Origin of the sequence: Nocardia rhizosphaerihabitans (assembly GCF_014646295.1) — a bacterium.
Classification (GTDB): Bacteria; Actinomycetota; Actinomycetes; order Mycobacteriales; family Mycobacteriaceae; genus Nocardia; species Nocardia rhizosphaerihabitans.
The window spans coordinates 1-22,230 of record NZ_BMNE01000003.1 but is presented as its reverse complement, the minus strand read 5'-3'; the positions used below and the strand labels follow the sequence as shown (position 1 = coordinate 22,230).

The 22,230-nt window shown below is 67.6% G+C and carries 20 protein-coding genes and 1 pseudogene; 17 read left to right on the top strand and 4 right to left on the bottom strand.

The features are described 5' to 3' along the window. Nucleotides 1-151: 151 nt before the first annotated feature. The 3 genes from IEY60_RS12880 (at nt 152) to IEY60_RS12870 (ending at nt 2,433) form a co-directional block, all read left to right on the top strand. Complete coding sequence (locus IEY60_RS12880; RefSeq protein WP_189027639.1) at nt 152-865, top strand: hypothetical protein; 714 nt, start codon at nt 152-154, stop codon at nt 863-865. Between the two features lie 198 nt (nt 866-1,063). Next, nucleotides 1,064-1,945: a DNA-processing protein DprA gene (locus IEY60_RS12875; protein ID WP_189027637.1), complete on the top strand. Its 882-nt coding sequence runs from the start codon at nt 1,064-1,066 to the stop codon at nt 1,943-1,945. A 29-nt stretch (nt 1,946-1,974) separates the two neighbouring features. Beyond that, nucleotides 1,975-2,433 carry a DUF3085 domain-containing protein gene (locus IEY60_RS12870; protein ID WP_189027635.1) on the top strand — a complete coding sequence of 153 codons (459 nt, stop codon included), beginning with the start codon at nt 1,975-1,977 and terminating at the stop codon, nt 2,431-2,433. Nucleotides 2,434-2,648: 215 nt separating this feature from the next. On the opposite strand, the gene IEY60_RS12865 is transcribed toward IEY60_RS12870, so the two are convergent. Next, nucleotides 2,649-3,074, bottom strand: coding sequence for a GNAT family N-acetyltransferase (locus IEY60_RS12865; protein WP_189027633.1), 426 nt, complete (start codon nt 3,072-3,074; stop codon nt 2,649-2,651). A gap of 102 nt (nt 3,075-3,176) precedes the next feature. After that, nucleotides 3,177-3,494, bottom strand: coding sequence for a hypothetical protein (locus IEY60_RS12860; protein WP_229739782.1), 318 nt, complete (start codon nt 3,492-3,494; stop codon nt 3,177-3,179). A gap of 205 nt (nt 3,495-3,699) precedes the next feature. Between IEY60_RS12860 and IEY60_RS12855 the strand changes: the two genes are divergently transcribed. From IEY60_RS12855 to IEY60_RS12840, 5 genes and pseudogenes are all read left to right on the top strand, one after another. Next, nucleotides 3,700-4,395 carry a class I SAM-dependent methyltransferase gene (locus tag IEY60_RS12855; protein WP_229739781.1) on the top strand — a complete coding sequence of 232 codons (696 nt, stop codon included), beginning with the start codon at nt 3,700-3,702 and terminating at the stop codon, nt 4,393-4,395. Nucleotides 4,396-4,589: 194 nt separating this feature from the next. After that, a pseudogene (locus IEY60_RS36480) lies at nt 4,590-4,829 on the top strand (DUF6374 family protein); the annotation flags it as partial. A gap of 283 nt (nt 4,830-5,112) precedes the next feature. Next, on the top strand, nt 5,113-5,343 hold the full coding sequence (locus tag IEY60_RS12850; protein ID WP_189027631.1) for a hypothetical protein: 231 nt from the start codon (nt 5,113-5,115) through the stop codon (nt 5,341-5,343). Beyond that, nucleotides 5,328-5,903, top strand: a complete 576-nt coding sequence (locus IEY60_RS12845) for a histidine phosphatase family protein (RefSeq protein WP_189027629.1) — start codon at nt 5,328-5,330, stop codon at nt 5,901-5,903. The genes IEY60_RS12850 and IEY60_RS12845 overlap by 16 nt, the downstream gene beginning before the upstream one ends. 476 nt (nt 5,904-6,379) lie before the next feature. Continuing rightward, nucleotides 6,380-6,745: a hypothetical protein gene (locus IEY60_RS12840; protein WP_189027627.1), complete on the top strand. Its 366-nt coding sequence runs from the start codon at nt 6,380-6,382 to the stop codon at nt 6,743-6,745. A gap of 251 nt (nt 6,746-6,996) precedes the next feature. On the opposite strand, the gene IEY60_RS12835 is transcribed toward IEY60_RS12840, so the two are convergent. Further along, nucleotides 6,997-7,440: a hypothetical protein gene (locus tag IEY60_RS12835; protein WP_189027625.1), complete on the bottom strand. Its 444-nt coding sequence runs from the start codon at nt 7,438-7,440 to the stop codon at nt 6,997-6,999. A 203-nt stretch (nt 7,441-7,643) separates the two neighbouring features. On the opposite strand from IEY60_RS12835, the gene IEY60_RS12830 reads away from it, so the two are divergent. The 3 genes from IEY60_RS12830 (at nt 7,644) to IEY60_RS12820 (ending at nt 9,718) form a co-directional block, all read left to right on the top strand. Beyond that, nucleotides 7,644-7,904, top strand: coding sequence for a hypothetical protein (locus IEY60_RS12830; protein WP_189027623.1), 261 nt, complete (start codon nt 7,644-7,646; stop codon nt 7,902-7,904). A gap of 67 nt (nt 7,905-7,971) precedes the next feature. Further along, entirely contained in the window at nt 7,972-9,123 is a 1,152-nt protein-coding gene (locus IEY60_RS12825) for a ParB/RepB/Spo0J family partition protein (RefSeq protein WP_189027622.1), read from the top strand. Then, nucleotides 9,026-9,718 carry a hypothetical protein gene (locus tag IEY60_RS12820; RefSeq protein ID WP_189027620.1) on the top strand — a complete coding sequence of 231 codons (693 nt, stop codon included), beginning with the start codon at nt 9,026-9,028 and terminating at the stop codon, nt 9,716-9,718. Before IEY60_RS12825 ends, IEY60_RS12820 begins: the two co-directional genes overlap by 98 nt. A 159-nt stretch (nt 9,719-9,877) precedes the next feature. Here IEY60_RS12820 and IEY60_RS12815 read toward each other — a convergent pair whose 3' ends face one another. Then, nucleotides 9,878-10,168, bottom strand: coding sequence for a hypothetical protein (locus IEY60_RS12815; protein WP_189027618.1), 291 nt, complete (start codon nt 10,166-10,168; stop codon nt 9,878-9,880). Nucleotides 10,169-10,538: 370 nt separating this feature from the next. Here IEY60_RS12815 and IEY60_RS12810 point away from each other — a divergent pair, with 370 nt between their 5' ends. The 6 genes from IEY60_RS12810 to mobF all read left to right on the top strand — a co-directional run bounded on the left by IEY60_RS12810 (nt 10,539) and on the right by mobF (nt 21,702). Further along, entirely contained in the window at nt 10,539-11,102 is a 564-nt protein-coding gene (locus IEY60_RS12810; protein ID WP_189029308.1) for a single-stranded DNA-binding protein, read from the top strand. A 467-nt stretch (nt 11,103-11,569) separates the two neighbouring features. Continuing rightward, a complete protein-coding gene (locus tag IEY60_RS12805) occupies nt 11,570-13,120 on the top strand; it encodes a hypothetical protein (protein WP_189027616.1) in 1,551 nt (516 codons plus the stop codon). Between the two features lie 86 nt (nt 13,121-13,206). Further along, nucleotides 13,207-13,599: a hypothetical protein gene (locus IEY60_RS12800; protein ID WP_189027614.1), complete on the top strand. Its 393-nt coding sequence runs from the start codon at nt 13,207-13,209 to the stop codon at nt 13,597-13,599. Nucleotides 13,600-13,647: 48 nt separating this feature from the next. Next, a complete protein-coding gene (locus tag IEY60_RS12795; RefSeq protein ID WP_189027612.1) occupies nt 13,648-14,760 on the top strand; it encodes a hypothetical protein in 1,113 nt (370 codons plus the stop codon). 135 nt (nt 14,761-14,895) lie between these two features. Then, nucleotides 14,896-15,396, top strand: coding sequence for a hypothetical protein (locus IEY60_RS12790; RefSeq protein WP_189027610.1), 501 nt, complete (start codon nt 14,896-14,898; stop codon nt 15,394-15,396). Nucleotides 15,397-15,795: 399 nt separating this feature from the next. Continuing rightward, entirely contained in the window at nt 15,796-21,702 is a 5,907-nt protein-coding gene (mobF, locus tag IEY60_RS12785) for a MobF family relaxase (protein WP_189027607.1), read from the top strand. Nucleotides 21,703-22,230 lie beyond the last annotated feature (528 nt).

Here is a 22,230-nt window from a genome sequence, read left to right as displayed (position 1 = left end):
TCCCGACCAGCACCTCGATGGTCACGCTGATCCACCTGCGGGTGCAAACCCCATCCACCCCGGACCGGACAACCACCGTCGTCCTGGTCGCTCACCCCAGTCCCACCGACGGCACCGAACACGTTGCCGGCCCGGCAGATTCGAGGCCCGCTTGCCTACCACACCCCACTCCCCCGCACCCCGGCCGGCCGCGGCCGAGCGTGTTCCGATCCCCGCGCGCCTGGCGCACGCGCCGGTCTCGGCCGGGCTCGTAGTCCCCTACATCACCCTCGCTCACCGGGACCGGACCCGTCCGGTATGGGGCAGCATCGACCCGCACCGTCTCGGAGAAGTGCTGCACCACAAACGATGTCAGGTCTGTGGGGAACGACTCTACGACACCCTGGTGTTGATGATCCGCCCGTCCGATTACCTGCGTGGTGTGTCGGTCGAGCCCGGTTTGCACCCCGAGTGCGCCTGGTACAGCCGTCGCGCGTGCGTGATGCTGGCTGGGCACGTCGACCGCTACAACCCCGCCGGCAACACCCCACTCAACCGGTGCGGCGACCCGCTGTGCCGCTGCCGGTACTGGGCGCCCGCCGAGGACACCGTGCCGGGCCGGGAGGGCAAACCAGCCGAAGCGTGGTACGAGGCATGGATCCGGCTCGACGACTACGACGTCTTCACCGTCCCGGCCGACGAATCCGGTCCCGCGGCCACCGGAATCGCGCTTCGCGGGGTGCCGTTCCTCCGGTTGCGCAAGGTCCGAGACCCGGCACCGGACTCCGGAGATTCCCAGCCGATGGACTTGCTCGCCGCGCTCATCGCCGCTCGAAAGCTGTGGGAAACCATCGACGCCACCGACGACTCCGAAGCCAATCCCTGACCGCCGATCGCTCCGGCGTCCCCTGCATCACGGACTGCATCACCGTGGCCCTGCACGCGCGCCGGTAGTGACACGCGCTCACCGTATCCACATGTTGTGGATATTTCTGTGGACAACCACAACAGAGGCCGTCACACAGCCCAGCGCGCCATGCAGCCACAGCCTTGGTCCCGACTTTTTGAGAGGACTTCATCGACCATGGAGCCCTACAGTTCCGCCGCTGAGCGTGCGCGGCAGTTGGCGTGGGCGATCCTGGCTCGCGCGCCCTCCACCATCGCGGCGCGGTGGCGGTCCTGCTCTCGGCCCAGGCCCGCAGGCGCCGCCGACATCCTCGCTCACACCACCCCCGGCCTGACGGTTCGCGCCGGAGCCCACGTCACCCATGCGAACCGGATCGGCGCCAGGTTGATCACCCGCGAGGACCCCGAGTGGCCCCGCCAGCTCACCGAGTTCGACGACCCCGACGCTGATCGCTTCGGCCCGGTGGCGTTGTGGGCACGTGGATCTGGACGCCTCAACACCACCGGTGGCCGCAGCGTCGCGGACGTCGGGGCACGGGCCCGCACCGAACACGGGCACACCGCCACCCACGACTTCACCACCGCGGCGGCCGGGCAGGGGTGGGCGATCGTGACCGGCGGCGCCTACGGCATCGACACCGCAGCCCTCGAGGCCACACTCGTCGTGGACGGCTCGGCGGTCGTGGTCACCGTCAGCGGCTTGAGCCATGCCTATCCCGCGACCAATCGCGATCTGTTCGAGCAGGTCACCCGGCGAGGGCTGCTGGTCTCGGGATACCCGCCCTTCGACCGGCCGACCCGTGACCGGTTTCTGCACCGCAACAGGGTCATCGCCGCGCTCGGTCGGGCCGGGATGGTGGTGCCCGAGGCCGGGATCCGCAGCGGCACCCTCAACGCCGTCGGCTGGGCGAACCGGCTCGACCGGCCTGTGTTCACCCTGCCCACCCCGACACCGCTCGCGCCCGCGTGGGCCGGGTGCGCGGCCATGGTCGACGACGGCCGCGCACGCCTGGCCGCCGACACCGGGCGACTGCTCGCCGCGCTGGCGGCCGAGAACTGAATCATTCACCGACAGAATAGGGATCGACGATGAGCGTACGGATGGGCAAGTTCGAGCTGTTCTTCCCACTGAGGCAGGTCAGCGTGATCGCCGAGCACGCGATGGCCGCGACCGAGCATTCCTGGCCCGACTTCGACAGCGACAAACCCGACCCGATCCCACCTGCGCTGGTGTGGGCCAAGGACCAGGGCACCTACCTGCTCTCCAACGGCGTACCCCGCATGCTGGCCGACCCTGACAAACCCGGGGGCTCCTCGCAGGTGGTGTACGCGGCCGGCTACGAGCAGTACTTCGACTTCTCCTACACCGCGGTCGGTGGCGACGACTTCACCGAATACATCTCCCTCACCGAAGACCACGACGGCACCACGTTGATCGACATGATCCGCCACCACGCCCCTCTCGGCGGCATCCTGATCGTGTCCGTGTTTCCGGACGGCTTCTACGGTATCGAGTTCAGTTCGAACGCTTCGCCCTTGGACGGATAGCCCGTCATGCACACCCGAATCGATACAAACAGCAGCGGCTGTCGCTCGGCGAATCCTGCTGCGGCGGAGTAGATTCCCGTCCCGTCGGATCCCGAAGCGCCGGTGAGGGCAGGATTCGACATTGCTGCGGCGCAGGTCTCTGGCGGGATACATGCTCCGCACAAGTCCCGGTCGGCCGAGCCCGCCCCGTCAGGGCCCGGCCGACCGGGACCACCTCACACCTGCCGGTGGAAGTGCAACGCACTGCCCGACACCGCGGTGAAACCGAGCGCTTCGAAGAACCGCCGACGACCCCACCGCCCCCGAGGGTCGGTGTCCAGGACCACCGTCACTTCATCGGCACCCGCCGCCTGGGCTCGTTCGATGAACCCGCGTACCAGTGCCGACCCGACCCCGCATCGCGGCTGCAGGACACCTACCAGCGCGAGATGGCCGATGCGAGGGTTGCCGTCTAGGAACCCTTCGGCCGCACCGTCGCGGCGGGCGAGCAGCCGGATCGAGTCCGGTTCACCGATCCCGGTCAACCGCGCCGGTGCGGCGAAGACACTGTCGCGCAACTGGTGGATCTCGTCGAGCGACGCCAGCAGCTGCGGGAGCACCGCGTGCTCACCATCGATCTGCTCGACCTCGATCCTGTTCACATCACCCACGCTGCCATACCGGTACGGCCGTACAAAAATACTCACGAGTCGGATGTCGACCACCACACGCATCACGCCAGAACCCGATGGCGGGCCCGAGGGCTACTCCGCGGGGCTGAGCGCGTGCGCGGGACACCACTGATGGAGCTGGAGCTGTCCGTGCCCGTTGCCGGTCACCAGGGTGAAGGTGCACAGACCCAACCAAGTTCCGTCAGCGAGCAAGACCCAGGCATGTAGCCACCCGGGAACGTTCTCGGCGAGCCGGAGCCCACCCAGCTTCACCCGCATCGACAGTTCGCCCTGCCGGAAGTGCTTCGATTTGGTCGCGATCGCCAAGTGGGCGGCGACCATCACCTTCCGTGGCGGGTCGACGATCCGCCACGGCGAGGGGGTGAAGGCCACCGGCCAGTTCTCGAACACGCCGGTGAACTTACAGGGCTCGAATGTATGTTCGATAACAGGTAGGGTGCGTTCATGTCCGAGATGCCTCGCCCTGCTGTGACTGCAGGTCCTAGTTGTCACATGCAGGTGATGGTTGCCACCGCTGCCGATTCGGACTGGGCAGCAGCCGAGCTACCCGAAAATCGGTTGGCTTTCCTCCGGTGTACAGGCAGTCTCGGTCGGCATGAGCTGGAACGAGGCATTCTCGGAGAACTATGACGAATCGTCGGCCCATATGACGGCGGACATCGCGTTCTATGTCGAGCTCGCCAGGCGTGCCGACGGGCCGTTGGTCGAACTCGCAATCGGCAACGGCCGAGTGGCGATCCCGGTCGCCCAAGCCACCGGGCAGCCAGTAATCGGCGTCGACACCTCTCCTCGAATGCTCAAGCAGGCCGCGATCCGGGCCGATGAGGCTGGCGTGCGGCTCGAATTGCGCGAGGCCGACATGCGCGACCTCCGCCTCGACCAGCCAGCCGCCCTGATCTACTGCCCGTTCCGTGCACTCCTGCACCTCAACACCTGGGCTGACCGCCGCCGCGTTTTCGAGCGTGTAGCCGCCTGCCTGCGGCCCGGCGGACGATTCGCGTGGAACGCCTTCGCCTTCGACCACCACACCGCAGCACGCCTGGACGGCATTCGCCAGCTCGGACCGGTCCCGCACACAATCAGTTATGCGGTAGGCGACAACCGGATTGACCTCGTCCGCGACGATGGCGCGGTGAGCTCCTTGTGGTGGGCTACGAAGAACGAGTGGCTCGGACTCCTCGACGTGGCGAACCTGGAACTTGAGGCGCTCCATGGTGGGTTCGCCAACGAACCGTTCACCGAGGACAGTCGCGAATATGTCGTCATAGCCCGACGCCCGCATGGTGCGTAGCACGGGCTGGGCACGACCGCTCATCAGCTACCGGAGGTTCGAGGGCGACGGTGGCAACAAGCTTCGTCCCGTCTTGGTGACAGGAGCAGCCTGTAATCGGTGACAACCGTCGCCTGCACCACTCACCGAATGCTGTGGTCGGCGGTGACGACTGGTGACAACTAAGACCTGTAGTCACACCTGCTGCGACCGCAGCGACGCTGGCCACGGTCCGCCGCCAGCTCCTCGATACCGCCCTCTACGGGACCACGCCCACCGGCGAGCAGCTCGACTCCCTCGCCGCCCGGCTGACCGAGGTGCTGCGTGGCTACGCCGAAGCCGACACCCGCAAGCATCCACGGCTGCGGCGTCCGCTTCGCCCACGCTCGGCGCGGACCGTGCACCCCTGGCGGATCGGCCGCACCCCGACCGATCCCGATCAACCGGCCTCCTAGCCAGCAGGGCCGCTTTGCCTGGCGGATCGGACGCGCGGGATGGGCCCGGGTCCTCAGCGTGGTTTGACAACGATGCCGCGGACACAGCCGTCGCGACCGATGGGCGCTCTGCGGTATGGATTCTCTCGCGGCTGCTGGACCGGATCGAGGAGCCCCTCGGCGACAGCTGATGTTACGACCTGCGCCGCTGCGCACGACCTCGGCTGACGCGGTTTGCGGACCGCTGGCGCAAGTCGTCCGAATTGCCGGGAACCTCGACCGGGCGCGGTACGTCCAACCTGACATGACCCCCGAGGACCGTGATGCGTTGATCGAAGCGGGCTACGACCCTGACGACCCCGATGTCCAGGCCCGCATGCTGCAGGTGAACCGTGGCCTGCAACTGCTGCGTGAGCGCTGGCACGACAGGTCCGGCCTCGGCCACCCCCTTGCCGAGGGGCCCAGCGCGCAACAGACAGTCCCCGCGATGCCGCCGATTCGTCGGACACGGAAGCCGCCGTGCGCGCCACACTGATCCTGCTCCGCCACGCCGCGCCCGTCATCCCCTCACCCGGTGGGCCCGACGACTACACCCGCCCGTTGACCACCGAGGGACACCAGCAGGCCCGAAGCGTGATCGACGAACTACGCGCGCTGGCGCCACACGCGATCGTGTCAAGTCCCTACCTCCGAGCGGTCCAAACAGTTCAGCCACTGGCCCACGCCCTGGGCCTACCCATCCGGACCGACCACGAATTGCGAGAATGGGACTCCGGGCTCGCGCCCCGCCCGGACTACGCCCGCCACTACGCTCTCAGCTGGACGATGCCGAGATTGGCGCGCGTCGGCGGGGAAAGTCTGGACCAGCTCAGCCGCCGCGCGGTCGCAGCCCTGCTCGCGCTGGCCCAACAGCACGACGAGGGCACCGTCGTCGTCGGCAGTCACGGAACGTTCATCGCGCGCGCCCTTGTCGGGTTCGGATTCACCCAAGTGGATTGGGCATTCAGCCACGCGATGCCCATGCCCGCGATCTACCGCCTCGATCTCACCGACCGCCAGATCCTGGCCAACGGCCCCGGCCTGACCCGACCGTAGCCTTCTGCACGCCACCCGCGGCCGCGCGCAGGCCCCGGTCGCCTCGGCTGATGGACTGCGCCACTGCGCTGAGACTCACTCGCCTGCCACGAGTACTTCGCCTCCCGGTGCACGAGGCGACCTGAGGGTGGCGGCAGCTCGATCCCAGATCCACGGCGATGTTTCGACCACCGTCGCGACCCCGCAAGGCCAGGTCACCGGTCATCGCCACCCCGATCCCGGCAATCGTTTGATTCCCCTCCCCGCCGCTTCCTTCTGCAGGCCGCCGCCTCGACTCCTTTCACGGAAAGCGAACCTGTCATGTCGTGTGAACCAGCCCCGAGATCTCCGCACCGCGCACTGCTTCATCGAAATCCCACCCGCGCGAACGTCTTTCATCACAGAAACGCGACGTCATGACGGGTCAGCACATATCGGCTGTGTCCGATGGACCCCGCAACCCCTTGTCACCGTGGCGCAAGGGTGCTGCGGTCGTCGTGGTCGGCCTCTACGCCGCCGCGGCGGTTCGATTGATCGTCAGCGGAGATTGGAACGACCCAGCAGCGAAGAAACTGTTCAGTCTGACCCTCGTGGCCGCTGGTCTCCTGCTCCTCATCGGCGTAGCCACCGCCGGGTCCATCCCTGCCTGGGCCTCGGCAGGTGTTCGACAGAAGCGATGGTCGATACGCACGATTGTGGCCACGATCATCGTCGTCAGCCTGTTCATCGGAGGGCCAGGGTGGTTCATCGTCATCGGGGATTTCGGCGACCCGATCGCTCGACTGCTCAACCACACGGTGACGATCACCTTGGTCGTGCTCTACCTCATCGACTGGCTCCCTCTCCAGCGCTCCCGGCGCTAACACGCCGCGACCATACTCATATGGCGGCTTCGCTGTCGCGCCTCGATCGCCATGACAAGGGGCAGGCCGGTGTCGAATACCGGGCTACGGTCATGGACGATCGACAGCGATGTCAGTCGAGTCGGCGGTCCGGTCGACCAGCGCGGGTCCAGGCGGCAGGGAGAACCCAGTCCTTTCGGTCCACTCACCCCTGGTTGTGCCCGGCATCCGGCGACGCGCGACGGTGACCGACACGTGCACGTAGAAGGCCGCTACCCCCGCATTGCCGCGGCCAGGCCGCTGCGGAGAATTTGGGCCAGGGGAACTGAGCCGGTGTTGTAGTCCACCCAAACTGAATGCAGCGTGGTCAGATCGAGTGGCTTCTTGCCGTGCCTCATCAGCGAGGTCTTGAAGGTCATGCTGTGTATTTGCGCGGTCGGAGTCACCACGAGGCCGCCGTCGGGGTCCGGCTTCCGAGGGTTGTGGACCGACCAGCCGGTGACACCACCAATGAGATTACGACTCCGATTTGCCTCGTTGTACCACCGGTGCCGCTGCGGTGCGATCGCCAGTCGCGCCATGGCTTCGATGAACTCGTGCACCGCAGCAAGCTGGGCTGCGACCTCGGCCTGGCGAGCCTGTTCCGCGCGGACCATGGCCTGGTGCGCCTCCGCCGCCGACCGAGCGTCGCGCTCAGCTTCCTCCCACATGCCCATCGGGAAATGCTCCCACAGCAGGAACTTTGACGCCTAGACAAGTGTATGACGCTATACAAGAACGACTATGTTCTCCATTCTTGGCTGAAGGTGCCCAGTTCCTGGCCTCGCCGATCCCGACCAGCGCGGCCACCGCGGAAGCACCCGCAACACATGGCATCCCTGTCCAGACCCGCCACCGACACCACAACAGGAGCACACCCATGTCCGCCTCCCCCACCGTTGTCCCCGACCCGACCGTCGACGTTGTCGTGGAATCGGTGCCCCGCAACGACTTCGCTCTCCGCGAGCACCTCGGCACCGCCGGTGCCATCGCCGACCTCGGCGAGGATCCGGTCGTCGACCGCTGGCGCAGCCAGGCCCCGAGCTGGCGCGGCAAGCACTGGACCTACCGACCCGATACCGACGGCGCCCTGCGGTTGTTCCCGATCAACGTCGCTCGCGCCACCCGCACCACCCGCTGAGCGCATTTGCCCTGCTTCGCCTCTCCACAACGCTCCGCCCTCCCCGGCCCCGTTGAAAGGAACTCTGTTGACCACTGTCGTGACCGACTCCAGCGACCTCGATGTCGCCGATCCCCCACCCATGGCTGTCGTCGAGTCGAGCGCCGAGCCCGCCCAGGCGCCGCCGTCCGGTGCGATCGCGCAGAATCTGGATCCGCGGACTCTGGTGATCACCGGCAACAATGTGCGCCCGGCCCCGGATCTGGCCGACCATCCGAAAGAGGTCGCCTCGATCCGCCGGTTCGGGGTGCGTAACCCGATCCTGGCCGTCCGCGAACCCGACGGCAGTGTTCATGTCATCGACGGCCAGGTCCGCACGCTGGCCGCGATCGCCACCGGGCAGGAAACGGTGCCGGTGTGGGTGAGTGAGGTCGACCCGAGCATCGGTGACCGGGAGCGCCAGATCGAGCGGATCTTGACCCAGATCAACCTCAACGACCGCCGCATCGAGTTGACCGACTCCGCCCGCGCCGCCGGTGTCGCGCTCATGCTCGACCTCGGCGCCGGCGTGACCCGCATCGCCGAAGGCTTGCAAGCCTCGGACCGGTCGCGGATCCGCAAGGCCGGGGCGATCGGCCGTTCGGACACCGCGCGGCGGTTGCTCGACGACGGCCAGCTCAGCCTCGACCAGCTCGAAACCCTCGCCGGATACGAAACGCTTGGCGACACCGACGCCGTCGACACCTTGACCAGCGTGACGCGCTACCAGTTCGACTACCAGGCTCGCCTCATCGCCGAGGACCGCCAGACCCGCCGCGACCGACTGCGGGCAGCACTGCCGTATGCCGCGTTCGGGTTCGGGGTGCTGACCGACCTGCCCGACATCGGCACCGACCTGATCCCCGACAGTGAACTTCTCACCGGTGACGGGCTGCCGGTCAGCGAAACCGAGATCTATTGCCGACGCGAAGCGGTGGCGGGTGTTCCTCGACTTGGTCGACGACGCCGAACTCCTCGACGAGACCACCGGCGAGCTCGTCGATCCCGCCACCGTCGACTGGGAGACTCGCGAAATGGGCCCCGACGCCGAACCCGCACAAGGGATGCGGAGCGCGCACGGGCTCACCGCTCGCGACGCGTGGATGCCCGCCTACTATCTGCCTGCGGCAGCCTTGGCCGAGAGTGGACTTCGCCACGTCGACCATGTCTCCGACGTTATCGGTCTACAGGCCGGCGGTGACGCCGGCCAGCAGGCCGAACGCGAACAGCAGCAGGCCGAGCGGGAACAGGAACGCGCCAAGCGTGCCCGGGTGATCGAGCTCAACAAACGTGGTGTCGCGGCCAAGGCCCGCCGCATCGAGTTCCTGACCCAGTTGCTCTCGGCGCGGACCGCCCCGGCCGGGGCCGCGGAACTGGTCGCGGTGTCGTTGACCCGTGAACCAGGATTGCTGGGGTGGCCCGCGGCCGATCTTGCCCGCGACCTCCTCGGCGCCGACACCGCCGACGATCTGATCGCCAAAGCGACTGCGGCGACACCCGGGCGGGCGTGGGTGCTCGTGTTCGGCCTGGTGCTGGCCGCCCATGAAGCGCGCCTGGACAAGGACTCGTGGCGGCGTCCTAACGGCGCCGCGGCTCGATACCTGCACTTCCTCGCCGAGGCCGCCCGAAAACTCGCCAAGACCAACGGATCCGAGGAGTTTCGGCTCGTCGATGTCGAACTCGCCACCGCCGGTGACATCGACTACCGCGACATCGACCTCGACAACCCCCACGCCGACCCGGTGAACACCGAACCCGCCGACGACGAGGATCAGGACCTGCCGGTCGCGGCCTGACCAGGCTGCCGGTCCTCGGCTCGTCGGTGGAGGCGAGCCTGGGGACGTGCCTGGAGTTGTCGAGTTCGGCGATGATGCCATGTCCGCCGTGCGCAGCACCTCTCTGCTGCTGTGTTATTCGGGGCCTGTACGGAACCGATGTTGTGTCGATTCGAATGGTCAGCGGTGCTGCTGGTTCCACCAGTCGATGGCTTCGCCCTCGGCGTCGAGTTGTTCTATCAGGTCCGCGGTGAACTCGACCTGGGATCCGCTCTGGTCGCAGAACACCCACAACTTGCGGGCGGCCTGGGTGTAGTGGTGGATTGCCGCGTCGGTCTCGAACGCATCGGCCTCGCCGGCGCGGAAGCGGTCGATCGCTTCGCCGAGGGTGGTGACAAGCTCGGTGAGGCGGGCCTGGTGATAGGCGGCGACCTGTCGCCGGGCGGCGGCGCGTGCGGCTCTGTTCTGCACGCCCGCAACGGTACCCACGAACACCGTGCCGCTCAGCCCCGTAACGGCGCGTCTGTCCCGCCTCCGGTGCGCGTGTCGAAGGCACCGACTGCGGACGTCGAGTCGTCGGCATCCGCCCATCCACATACTGCTTCGCCCAGGTAGCAGATGGCCCGGATTACCAGCATCCAGGATCGTGCGGCACATCGCATGTGCATTCACACCCACCGAAGTGCCCTTCATGACCGGCGACCCGACCTTGCCCCTCACGAGCCGGTTGCGCGAGGGCATCCGAGACCGTCGGTTCTCGAACTTCGCGGTTGGTCGTCAAACCCGTTGCCGCCTCGACACATCGAGCGGTCAATCTGTCACTCTGAATTTGGAGGTTCCCATGGCCGGAGACACGGTCATCACTGTCACAGGAAATCTGACTGCGCCGCCGGAGCTGAGGTTCACCCCCGCTGGTATCGCTGTTGCCAATTTCACGGTGGCCTCGACGTCGCGGTTCTTCGATCGCCAGGCCAACGAGTGGCGCGACGGCGATGCTCTGTTTCTGCGGTGCAATCTGTGGCGTGAGGCCGCAGAGAATGCCGCCGAGTCGTTGGAGCGGGGCGCGCGGGTGATCGTCACCGGTCGTCTGAAGCAGCGATCCTACGAGACGCGCGAGGGCGAGAAGCGAACAGTTGTCGAACTCGAGGTCGACGAGGTCGGCCCCTCGTTGCGCAACGCGACCGCGAAGGTCACCCGCACCGGCCGGACCGGCAGCAGCGGCGGCGGGTTCGCCCAGCCCGACACCACAACCCGCACCACTCGCGCGAACGACACACCAGCCGCGCAGACCCAGAACCTCACTCCACGGACCGGCGACACCAGCGAACCCGCCGGCGGGCGGGCGCCGTGGGAGACGCCGGTAAGCGCCGGGGCAGGTGCCGGTTTCGGCGAGCCATCGTTCTGAACGCACAGGTCTGCTGACCCGTCCAGATTCGTTGGGCGGCTATCGGTCCCGAATCGCCAGTCGGTCCGTCCTCGACACCGGTGCACCAAAGTCCTTACATAGCTCTGGTCAGCGACCCCTGCCAGGAGCGGGTCCAGAGGCGGTGGGTCCGGGTGACGGTCTGGGGTGGACCCAGCCCTTCGAGGGCTACCAGGCCATCGTGCGCCACGGCTACGGGCCCGCGCCCGGCGGAAACGAATTCCCCACGCCGCCACCAGCCGCGCCCACCGGACTCGGCCGGATGGGCGCGGGGAATTCGCCCCCGCACGCAATGGCGCGTTCCCTCCGCCGTGTCGCCCGCTGTCCTGGTCGGTCGCCCTCGGCTGGGCCCACCCCAGCCCGGCACCCTCCTTTGTCGTGAAAAGCGTCGCGTTCCAGCGCGCCCGGGTGCCGCCGGTATCTCTCGTCCGAAAGTCAGGAGATCTGCTGTGTCTGCTATCGCTCACCCCTACCCTCAGGTCCTCCAAGCCCCGACCGTCGAACCCGGCGTCGTCGCGCCTGCCGTCGTCGATCCGGAACAGGTGGCGGGAACTCGTGCGTTCCTCGACGCGATCTTCGCCATCGAGCTCCAGCTCGACCTCGACCGCCGGGCGGCGTTCAAGGCGTTCCCCGCCGCACTCGAGTTGGCGACCGACGCCGATTGGTGGCTGCTGGACTTCATGGTCGAACAGTTCACCCTGCACCCGCGCGAAGCCGCACTGCGGCGCCTGGACGCGTTGTGGCGCCACGCCGACGACCTCGGGCGAGAACGGATGCTGGCGTTGGTGCCCGACACCGATCCCGGCCTGCACTCCCACAGCGACCACGATCTGAATCACCTCCTCGCGACCCGTGCTCGTCGCAACGGCACCACTATCGAGGACGAGCGGGCCAAGCTCGAAGTCCAGCTCGCCGCCGCGGAGATGCCTCGCCAGTCCATCCGCACCTGGTACAACCCGCTACCGCGGCTGTCTCTGGCGCCGACCAAACGCATCGACGCGTCCCGGTTGAGTCCCGAACAGATCCGGGCCCGCGTAATCGCCCGCGGCCACCGGCGGCCGGCCGAGGTTGAACCGTCCGTCGTGACGACCTATGTGCGTGAGAGCTTGTTCGTCGATACTGAAGTCGCTGACCAGGCGCGCCTGCGCCAGCGCTGGGCCGAATTGGCCGCGCGTGGAATCACTCTCACGACGTCCGCGCCACGTGGGTGGACGCCGCGGCAGCCTGGTGAACGGCCACCGCTGCCCACCGACTTGTCCGAAGCGATCTGGGATCACCAGTACTGCGCCCACGTCGCCGATCAGCGCGACCACGAACGCGCGCTGGCGGGTGAATCGGTGAAGTCGCCGGAACACTCCCACACGTGGGCGGCCGAACGCACCGGCCTGCGCTCCCGCGGCGACCGGCGCGAGGCATACCTGTTCCAGGGCAACGGTCTCGACGACTTCCGCACCGCCATGACCCCGGTCGCAGGGTGGCGGTGCGTGTCGTGCTTCGTCGAACGCCCGACCGCCGACCAGCGTCCCGTCCACGCCCGCGACGGTGTGCTGCGCAGCGACGACGGGCTATGTGACTACTGTCGCAGCGACGGCCGCACCGGTCTTCCCGAGCTCGCGCCCCGGTTCACCGGCGCCGATCTCGCCGCCGCCTACTGCGCGTATTTCGCGCAGCACTACCGGGACTCGGCGTACGCGTTGCTCGCCGAGGTCCGCCGCCGCGCCCCGGAATGGCTGACCGCGGTGATCGACCGATTCCTCGCCGATCACTCCGACCTGCCCGGCGCACCGGCGCCGGTCGAGGTCGATGCCGAGCTCGCACCGGCACCAGCCCCTTCGAAGCGTCGGCGTGAGCGGGTCCTGCCGCCCGGGCAGCGGCCCGGTAGGTGCGAAGGGTGCACGAAGTACGTGCCCGTGCACGACGACGGGTTCTGCACGACCTGCCGGGTCTACCTCGGCCTGCACGTGCCCGCGCCGCGTGAGCGGCGCCTCGTCGCCGCCTGACCTACTCGGATCCTGTCCTCGGCTGGGGCACCACCAGTACTCGGTGCCCCAGCCGCTCCACCTCACGCACCGCTAGGAGCTCACCGGTGTTTCACCGCACCCGTCACATCCGTGCTCGTCGCCGGTTCGTCCGCCGGCTTCGGCAACGTCCCGCGCCACCGTTGATGGTCACCGTCTATCTGTCCACCGATCCGCACTCGATGATCTACGGCTATCGCCCCGGCGACACCTTCCTGCTGGCCGACCGGTTCCTGCTCGACAACCCGGGTCACACCGGCGGCATCGACGACGACTGCGCTGTTCTCGAGCGGGTCTTCGCCGCACTCAACGACCACCCCCGCCACCACGACATCGACCACACCCGCCGCTGGTACCGGCGCGGGCACCGGTCCCTGTCGGTCGGCGATGTCGTCGGCCTCGGCCATCGCCACTACGCCTGCACCGCGGTCGGGTGGCGCCACGTCCCACCGCCCGGCTGACCCGGGATCGCCGCGCCTCACCCATAACCACCGAATCCGGGAGTCACAATGAGCACACCCACCTACGACGTCTACCTCGACGACGCCGTCATCACCCGTTCCCTCGACGAAGCACTCGACGCACTGGATGCTGCGTTGGCCAAGTTGTCGGCGACGATCGGCGTCGTCCGCGAGATCACCCCGCACGCCACCGGTGCGCTGATCCGGTTCACCGACTCGACCACCACCCACTACCTCATCGCACCCCACGACACCGACGACCACCCCGCCTGGGGCGCGCTGATCCAGGCCCGCCTCCAACGGCACTGGCGCAGCGCCGCTTTCGCCGTACGGCCTGCCGACAGCTGGGCCCGCACCGACCACCTGTGGCTGTCGTGGACCGACGGACCGGCCCCCACCGACGTCAGCATCTTCCTGGGCTACTCATTCCATCCCTACGTCGGGACCGTGCGCCACTACAACCGCGTCTTCTCATTCACCGCCTGGAACGGCCTGGCCGCCCTCGCTGAAACCACCGGCACGATCGCGGTGCCGCGCACCGCCGACGGCGACATCGATTGGGCCACCGCAGCAACGCTCACCCCCGACCCTTCGCCGGTCAACATCGCGGGCTTCGTCTTCGACACCGCCGCCACGCCGCCGCTGACCGTCGCCGAGATCCTGCGTGAACTCTCCCGCCGCGTCGACCTCACCCACATCACCACCGACACCGCCGCCCAGATCACCACGCCCACCCTCACCATCGCCGACCCCCGTTTCGGTCCGATCCGCGTCACCCTCACCGACGGCACCACGGCCGTCGTCGTCGGCAACCTCGCCGTCGAAGACCGCGCACCCCTGGCGCCCGGCACTCCCGTCACCTCAATCGGGCCGCAGCCCGACGCCGACAGCACCGAACAGGCAATGGCACTGGTCGAGGTCGGCGACTGGGAAGTCCTCGCCATCGCCGCCGACGGCACGTTGACCCGCCGGTTCCTCGGCGACGGCGACTTCACCATCACACCGACGCGCTGGATCCTCTACCCCGTCGACCGCTGCCCCGGCGGCTACGCCCTCACCCGGCGACCGGTCACCTCGACCGTCCCCACCCGCGACACCGTCGCGCAACTGCGGGGTGTGTTCGTCGACGGGCCGACCACGATCAGCGAGATCTTCGGCTAGATCCGACCACTTCCGGCCACACACCACGTGCCCGCAAAACCTGACACATCACTGCAGGTTTCTCGACGACCACCCCGAACTGCCCGGCGCGCCCGCACCGGCCGGCACGTCACCGAAATCCGACGGGAATCACTCATGGCCCAGTACTTCAAAGCTGTCTTCCTCGACGCAGACACCGGCGCCGTGACCGGATCCCTGCGCCCGGGAATCTCGTTCAAACTGATCGAGCACGCATGGCAGGGCAGCTGGTTCGTCGACGACGTCAGCCGAATCCTCACCACACCGACCCGCATGGTGTGGGCAGGTGACTACGCCGACGCCGAACCCGGTTACGACCCGAACGGCGAAGTGCCGAACAACCTCTACCACCTCGCCGACAAACTGGCGACCACACCGGTCCCCGACACCGATGTCGGCGGCTACCTGGTCAACCACGACCGCCGCCTCTACCTGCGCACCGACCACCTCACCGCGGAGGACCAGATCCACCCGCTGCCCGCGCTGACCATCGAAAACCACCAAGGCGATGTCGAGGACCCCGACGGTCTCGTCGGCACCTCGGCCCGCCAGCTCATCAGCGTCAACGACACCCCGCCCGACGGCTACACCGAAATCGACTTCACCCCCTGGTTCTGAACCTCACGCCCGCAGCAGCGCCAGGCACCAGCACACCGCCGGTGCCCGGCACTGCGTGGCAGGCCCAGCTTGTCCGTCCACGCCTCGGCGCGAGCTGGACCCATCCGGCTCGTCGACCACCACCCTCGCCCTTCCACGCTCCTCCTCCAGCCATCACCCACTCACGCCACCGCCTCATCCACACACCGCGCCCCCTGCACGCCCGCCTCACACTGACACTCCCGCACCCACTTTCGCCCTTCACACCTCCCCCACTCCCTCCTCAACGTCCCTACAACAAGCACACGTCTGGCATCTCGGAACACACTTTTGTAACGACCTGCGAAAACGCGCGAGTGTGATCTGCGTCAACCGCCGAATCCCTTGAAATTTACCCCTATTTCGGCGGTTCATGGAGTTATGGTCGCGACCATTCACAAGGTCGCCGCGGGAAACGGCTACCAATACTACTTGCGCAATATCGCCGCCAACGACACGACTGCTCGTGGACGCTCGTCTCTGGCTGACTACTACAGCGTCCACGGTGAATCGCCCGGGCGCTGGCACGGCACAGGTTTGGGCGCGCTCGGTATCGCCGAGGGCAACCTGGTGACCGAAGAGCAGATGAAAAACCTGTTCGGACTGGGCATTCACCCTGATGCCGACCTGATCCACGACCGCGTCATCGACGAGCAGATCAACCTCGGCGCCACCGCCACTCAAGCGACCAAGACAGCACAGAAGGCATCTAAACTCGGTGCGAAATTCGGCAACTACACACCAGTTTCGGAGTACCGAACACTGTGCGCTCGAGCGCACCGCGAATACAACACCGCCCACGGTCGCGACCCCACGAGCGCGATTCCCGATCGCGAAAGAGCCGAAATACGAACCGAAGTCGCGACGCAATTGTTCACCCTCGAGTACAGGCGCGCACCGTTGAACCCGCGCGAGTTGTCGGGCTGGGTGGCCAAGAACTCACGTCCGCCGCGCGTCGCGGTAGCCGGATTCGACGTCACATTCAGTCCGGTCAAGTCCATCTCCGCGATCGCCGCGATCGCCCCGCCCGACATCGCGCAGCTCTTTCACGCCGCGCATCGCCAGGCGATGGGCGACTCTCTGGCCTGGTTGGAGTCACACGGTGTGTACACGCGACTGGGTCGAAACGGTGTGCGCCAGTGCGACGTCGATGGCCTGATCGCTGTCGCGTTCGACCATCGCGACAGCCGCGCCGGGGATCCGGACCTGCACACCCACTACCTGATCGCCAACCAGGTACGCGGACCGGACGGCAAGTGGCGGACCCTGGACTCGCGGACCCTGCACGAAGCACAGGTCACCGTCTCGGAAATCTATGACACCCGTATCGAGCACTACCTCGAGATCTCCCTCGGCATCCGGTTCGAGAATCGCGGTGATCGCAACGTCCACGACCTGCCGATCCGCGAAATCATCGGCGTCCCCATCGAACTGATCCAGATGTGGTCGCAACGCAGGGCCGCGATCAGCACCCGTCTGGACCAGCTCACCCACGCCTTCCAAACCACCTTCGGACGCGAACCCGGCCCCGGAGAAGTGCACCAGCTCGCCGGACAGGCCACCCTGGAAACCCGCCCCGACAAGCACATTCCCGCCTCGCGCGCCGAACAGCGAACCCAGTGGCTGGCCGAAGTCGCTGCGCTGCTAGGCGGACACGACGCCGTCGACGAACTGCTCGCCCGTGTCCTGGCACCCCCGCAGACCCCACGCCCGATCCCCGATGAGGCGTTCGTCGAGGACTTGGCCCAACGCACCTTGGCGGCGCTGTCGGAGCGCCGACCCACGTGGCGCGTATTCAATCTGCGCGCCGAAACCGAACGTCAGCTGCGGGGACTGGTCACCCCGGCCGACTGGCAGCGTGTCTCCGAACACGTCTACTCAGCCGCTCTGTCATCGCGAACCGTCGTTGCCCGCGGTGACCCCGACCTGACCGAGGAACCCGTCCTGCGCGCGGTACCGCAGTATCTGCACCGCGGTGACGGCACGCCCCTGCACACCCGCGCCAATTCCCAGATCTACACCACCACCACCGCTCTGGCCACCGAGGCGGAACTGATCGCGCTGTCGTTGTCCACCGGCGCCCGTACCGTCCCCGCCGAGCTGGTTGCTACCGCGCTGGCCGACTACAACACCGCCAACCCCGACCGGCGCCTCAACGCCGGCCAGACCGCGGTGATCGAAGCCTTCGCCACCTCCGGCATGCGGGTGCACACCGCCAACGCACCGGCAGGGACCGGTAAGACGACCGCGATGAAAGTCCTCACGACGGCCTGGATATCGGGCGGCGGAACGGTTCTCGGTCTCGCTCCGACCGCCGCCGCATCCGCAGTGCTGGGTGAGTCGATCGGTGCCCGCGCCGAGACCGTGGACAAGCTCCTCGACGTCATCGCCCGCCACACACCTGGCCCGCGTAACCCCGTATTGCTGCGTGAGCATCCGCCGTCTCTGCCGCAATGGGTGCTCGACATCGACTCCACGACCCTCGTGATCGTCGATGAGCACGTCAAGCTCGGCAACACCAAACGTCTACGGCTGCTGCAGTTCCTCACCGACCGCGGCGCGACGATCCGCTGCATCGGCGACGACCGACAGCTGCCCGCGATCGACGCCGGCGGCGCCGACACCGACATGGCCTACTCCTCGCCCGAACAAGTCCTCACCCTGTCCCACGTCGTGAGGTTCGCATCGACCGGGGAGGCCAACGCCTCGATCGGCCTCCGCGACGGGGATCCGATGGCACTGGCTTGGTATCTCGACCACGGCAGGATTGCGGCCGGGCACAGCGGCAGCGTCTACGACGACACCTACCGAGCCTGGGCCGCCGACGCCGCCGCGGGCCGCGACACCGTCATGCTCGCCCGCGGCCACGACATCGTCCGCCAGCTCAACGCACGCGCACGCGCCGAACGCATCACCCGAACCCGCACCGAATCCGGTCCGGCAGCCGAGCTCGGTGACGAACTTTTCGCGTCCGTCGGGGACATCGTCCGCACCCGCCGCAACGATCCAACGCTGCGGCTCGGGGCCACCGACTGGGTGCGCAACGGCTACTCCTGGACCGTCGCCAGCGTTCACAACGACGGCGCACTCACCGTCGAACACCGCCTCCACGGTCGCGAAACCGGCGCAACGGTGCGACTTCCAGCCGAGTATGTACGTACCCACGTGCACCTCGGCTACGCGGCGACGATCGATTCCGCGCAGGGAATCACCGCCGACACCTGCCACGTCGCACTCACCGGCAGCGAGTCGCGGCAGCAGTTCTACGTCGCGATGACCCGCGGCGTGCACGCCAACCACTGCTACATCGCGACCGCGTTGGACGGCGACGAGGGCGCGATCTTCACCGAACCCGCGCACTTTCCCCGCACCGCGGTCGAACATCTGACCCGGATTCTTGACCGCGATGGCGCGCGCAAGTCCGCGCACACCGAGCTCCGTGATGCGCTCGACCCGCACCAGCGGATCGGTCCCGCCATCGATATCTACCTCGACACTGTTTGCCTGGCGGCCGAAGAAGCGCTCGGTGAACAGCAACTGGCCGCGCTGGACCGTCTCGCTGACGAACTCGTCGAGGGTCTGACCGACAGTCCTGCCTATACCACTCTGCGTCAGCATTTGGCGCTCATCGCGCTCGCCGGCGCCGACCCGGCCGCCGAGCTGCGCGACGCGGTGCACGCGCGCGAGCTCGACACCGCACTCGATCCCGCCGCCGTGCTCGATTGGCGCCTGGACCCCACCGGCGCACACTCAGCCGGCATCGGGCCGCTGCCGTGGACCCCGGGACTGCCGGCCGGAACCGTCGACGACACCATTTCCGAGCCGGTTCTCGCGCGAGCCCGCATCGTCGCATCCCTCGCCAGCCAGATCATCGCGGCCACCCGCGACTGGACTGCGACCACCGCACCGGCATGGGCGCGGCCACTGCTGCGCACCGACCCCGGCCTGCTCGGTGAGCTCGCGGTTTGGCGGGCAGGGCTGGGCATTCCCGACACCGACCACCGCCCCACCGGGCACCGACGTCACACCGCGCTCGAGCAAACCCATCAACGCCAGCTCGACGCCCGCATACTCGCCGTCCTCGGCGACCCGGATCTCCCTCGGCACCAGTGGCGCGAAGTCCTCGACCGCATCGACCCCCACATCGGCGACGACCCGTACTGGCCGGTGATCGCGGACAAGATCGACCTCGCCGCCCGCGCCGGACTCGACATCGAAACCCTGCTGACCACCGCCGCCCACAAACGCGCACTACCCGATGAGATGCCCGCAGCCGCCTTGTGGGCGCGACTGGAACTGGAAGCTTCCGCACTCGACACTCCCCAAGGGGACCGGCTGCGGCCGGATTGGCTCAACGATCTCGATGACATTCTCGGCCCTGACATCGCCGCCCAAATCGTCGACGACGCAGGCTGGCCTCGTCTGGTCGCCACCGTCGAACGCGCCGCCGGAGACTGGGTGCCACGCGATCTGCTGGCCACTGCACACGAACTGTTGCAGGCCGCGCAACCGCCAGACGCGCCGCCGCTGCGCGCGGATCAACTCACTGCCGCGCTGAGTTGGCGCATCGACACCCTGCTCCACCACCGCCCCGATGACCACACGACGCCCGAAACCCCCACCACCGAGCCGTCGGCTTCGCCGCCACCCACAGCGCATCCGCCACCCCGAGACGAGACCGTAACCGCCTCGGCACTCACCGCCGATCCCACCCCCCGTTCGGTCGATGCAGCCTTCGTCGACGAAGAATCGGCGCCCGACACCGCAGCCGAGCACCTCGACCGGATCGCCGCATTGTTCGCCGCCGGCCGGGTCGATGACGCCGTCACCGCGTTCCGCGACCTGCATGCCACGCTGACCGAGCAGCAGAAGACTGTGCTCACCACGGTCGCCGAAACCCTCTACCGGCACAGCTTCCCGGTCGCGCACGCCCGATTACGTTGGGCTGCCGAACAATTCCCGCAGCACCGCGATCTCATCCAGGCCTGCACACCAGCCACCGACCCCGGGGTCTATCAGCTTGCCGAGGACCAGATTCCGGACGCCCGGCCCGCAGCCCGCGATCACCGCGAACGCATCGACGCGACCATCGTGCGCGCCCCCTTCGACCCGGTCGAGGCCGCGGGCCGCGACATCGCTGAGGCCTACCTCTACGACAACCTCGATCAGCCCCCGACCCGATTCGATGATCGAAGCGACGCGACGCGGCCGGATCCGGGGTACCCGATCGACTACGACCGCGCCGCCGTACCGCCCGTCGCGGGCCTGGCGTGCGTCGAATGCAGCCTCGAACGCTCCCGCTACGACACCGTTGCGGTTCCGCCACGCAGATCTGACGACGGACTGTGCCAGCCCTGCCGCGACGACAACCACCCCGGTATCCCCGACCACGAACCCACCGAACACATCACCGCCCGCTGCGCCCACATCAGCGCTACACGCTCCCCGGCCACTGCTCTGGCAATGATGCGCCGCGACTGGCGCGCCCTGAACCCAGACGGGCGCGCCGCCATCGAAAGGTGGCTACACGAGCACCCGTTCACTGAACAACCACTGCCCGTGCTCGACACGCTCCAGCGCCGGTCCGACCATCAACTCACCGAAGCAATCGATGGCTTAGCCTTGCGCCTGAGCAACATCGCGACCGAGGCGGACTTCTTCGCCCCGATCCGGCACGCTGCAGCCGAGATCGCGCCCGATCCGGCGGTGGCTGAGCACCAGATCGCAGCCGACAACGCCCGCGACACCGCACAGCTTCGAGCCCGGGAACTCGACACCGCGACCCGTCGACTCCACGCCACCAAACGCCACCTCGAGACCGCGCGCGAAGAACTCGACGCGCTGCCGATCACGCGGCGCCGACAGCGGTCCGCCCTCCAAGCCCGCATCAACACCCTGGTCGGCGACCATCGCCAACACGACGAAGCACACGACAATGCCCGCGATACCGCCCGCGCGGCCAACCGGCACGCCAACGAGCTGGCTGCCCGGGCCGAGCGCACCACAGCCGCCGACGATCAGCGCCGCACCGACAAACAAGCCCGCGACACCGCCGAGGAAGCGATCGCCCGCAACGCGACCGTCGAGGCGCTACGCCAGACCCTCGAATCCGAGCTCACCATCCACCGCGCCGAACGCACCCGGCGCCAGACCCTCACCGGCCCACAACGAAATCTCGAAGAGCACGCACGCCGGCAATACGACGACGCCAACGATGAATTCGGCATCGACGAACAAGCCGCGGCGCAGATCAGCAGGCCAGACCATCGACCGGACCTGGGGCTCTAGACCACGCAAGAATCCTCCGCGCCGGTGTACACACCCGCACGATGCGCGTTCGCAAAGTCATGGCTATGGGCGGGCGGTTCATCGTTGATCACGGCACCGCAGCGCACTTCACTCCCTCGAGCTTTCGGCGACGGTATGGGCCAGCTCAGTCAGCTCGTGCGATCCCCGATCCTGCGCGCAGCCGTCGCAGATGCTGATCACACGACCGGGTAACGCGGCTGCGCACCGCCTGGGTGATCGCGGTCGAGTGAAGGTCGGCAAGCCGATGTCTTGCCCGAGCATCTCATCCCGCTCGACTGTCAGGTCGACCGGACACTCGTCGCACATCCAAGTCCAGGTCCAGGCCCAGTCATTGCGCGAATTGTTCGCTATTCCATGACGCTACGGCGCTACATCGAACGCTTTCATCCGAAATCTGGTGTGGCGAACCGTACATCGAGATCGGGTATTGTTGTCAGCGGGCACCGCTAAGGGCTGTCCCGTAAGTTGTTGAGTAGCAGTGGGTATCGTGTCTGCGGTGGTGATCTC

Coding starts and splice junctions, on each gene's coding strand:
- IEY60_RS12875 (WP_189027637.1), top strand. CDS start 1,064: ATGGAGCCCTACAGTTCCGCCGCTGAGCGTGCGCGGCAGTTGGCGTGG.
- IEY60_RS12870 (WP_189027635.1), top strand. CDS start 1,975: ATGAGCGTACGGATGGGCAAGTTCGAGCTGTTCTTCCCACTGAGGCAG.
- IEY60_RS12855 (WP_229739781.1), top strand. CDS start 3,700: ATGAGCTGGAACGAGGCATTCTCGGAGAACTATGACGAATCGTCGGCC.
- IEY60_RS12850 (WP_189027631.1), top strand. CDS start 5,113: ATGACCCCCGAGGACCGTGATGCGTTGATCGAAGCGGGCTACGACCCT.
- IEY60_RS12835 (WP_189027625.1), bottom strand. CDS start 7,440: ATGGGCATGTGGGAGGAAGCTGAGCGCGACGCTCGGTCGGCGGCGGAG.
- IEY60_RS12830 (WP_189027623.1), top strand. CDS start 7,644: ATGTCCGCCTCCCCCACCGTTGTCCCCGACCCGACCGTCGACGTTGTC.
- IEY60_RS12820 (WP_189027620.1), top strand. CDS start 9,026: ATGCCCGCCTACTATCTGCCTGCGGCAGCCTTGGCCGAGAGTGGACTT.
- IEY60_RS12810 (WP_189029308.1), top strand. CDS start 10,539: ATGGCCGGAGACACGGTCATCACTGTCACAGGAAATCTGACTGCGCCG.
- IEY60_RS12795 (WP_189027612.1), top strand. CDS start 13,648: ATGAGCACACCCACCTACGACGTCTACCTCGACGACGCCGTCATCACC.
- IEY60_RS12790 (WP_189027610.1), top strand. CDS start 14,896: ATGGCCCAGTACTTCAAAGCTGTCTTCCTCGACGCAGACACCGGCGCC.
- mobF (WP_189027607.1), top strand. CDS start 15,796: ATGGTCGCGACCATTCACAAGGTCGCCGCGGGAAACGGCTACCAATAC.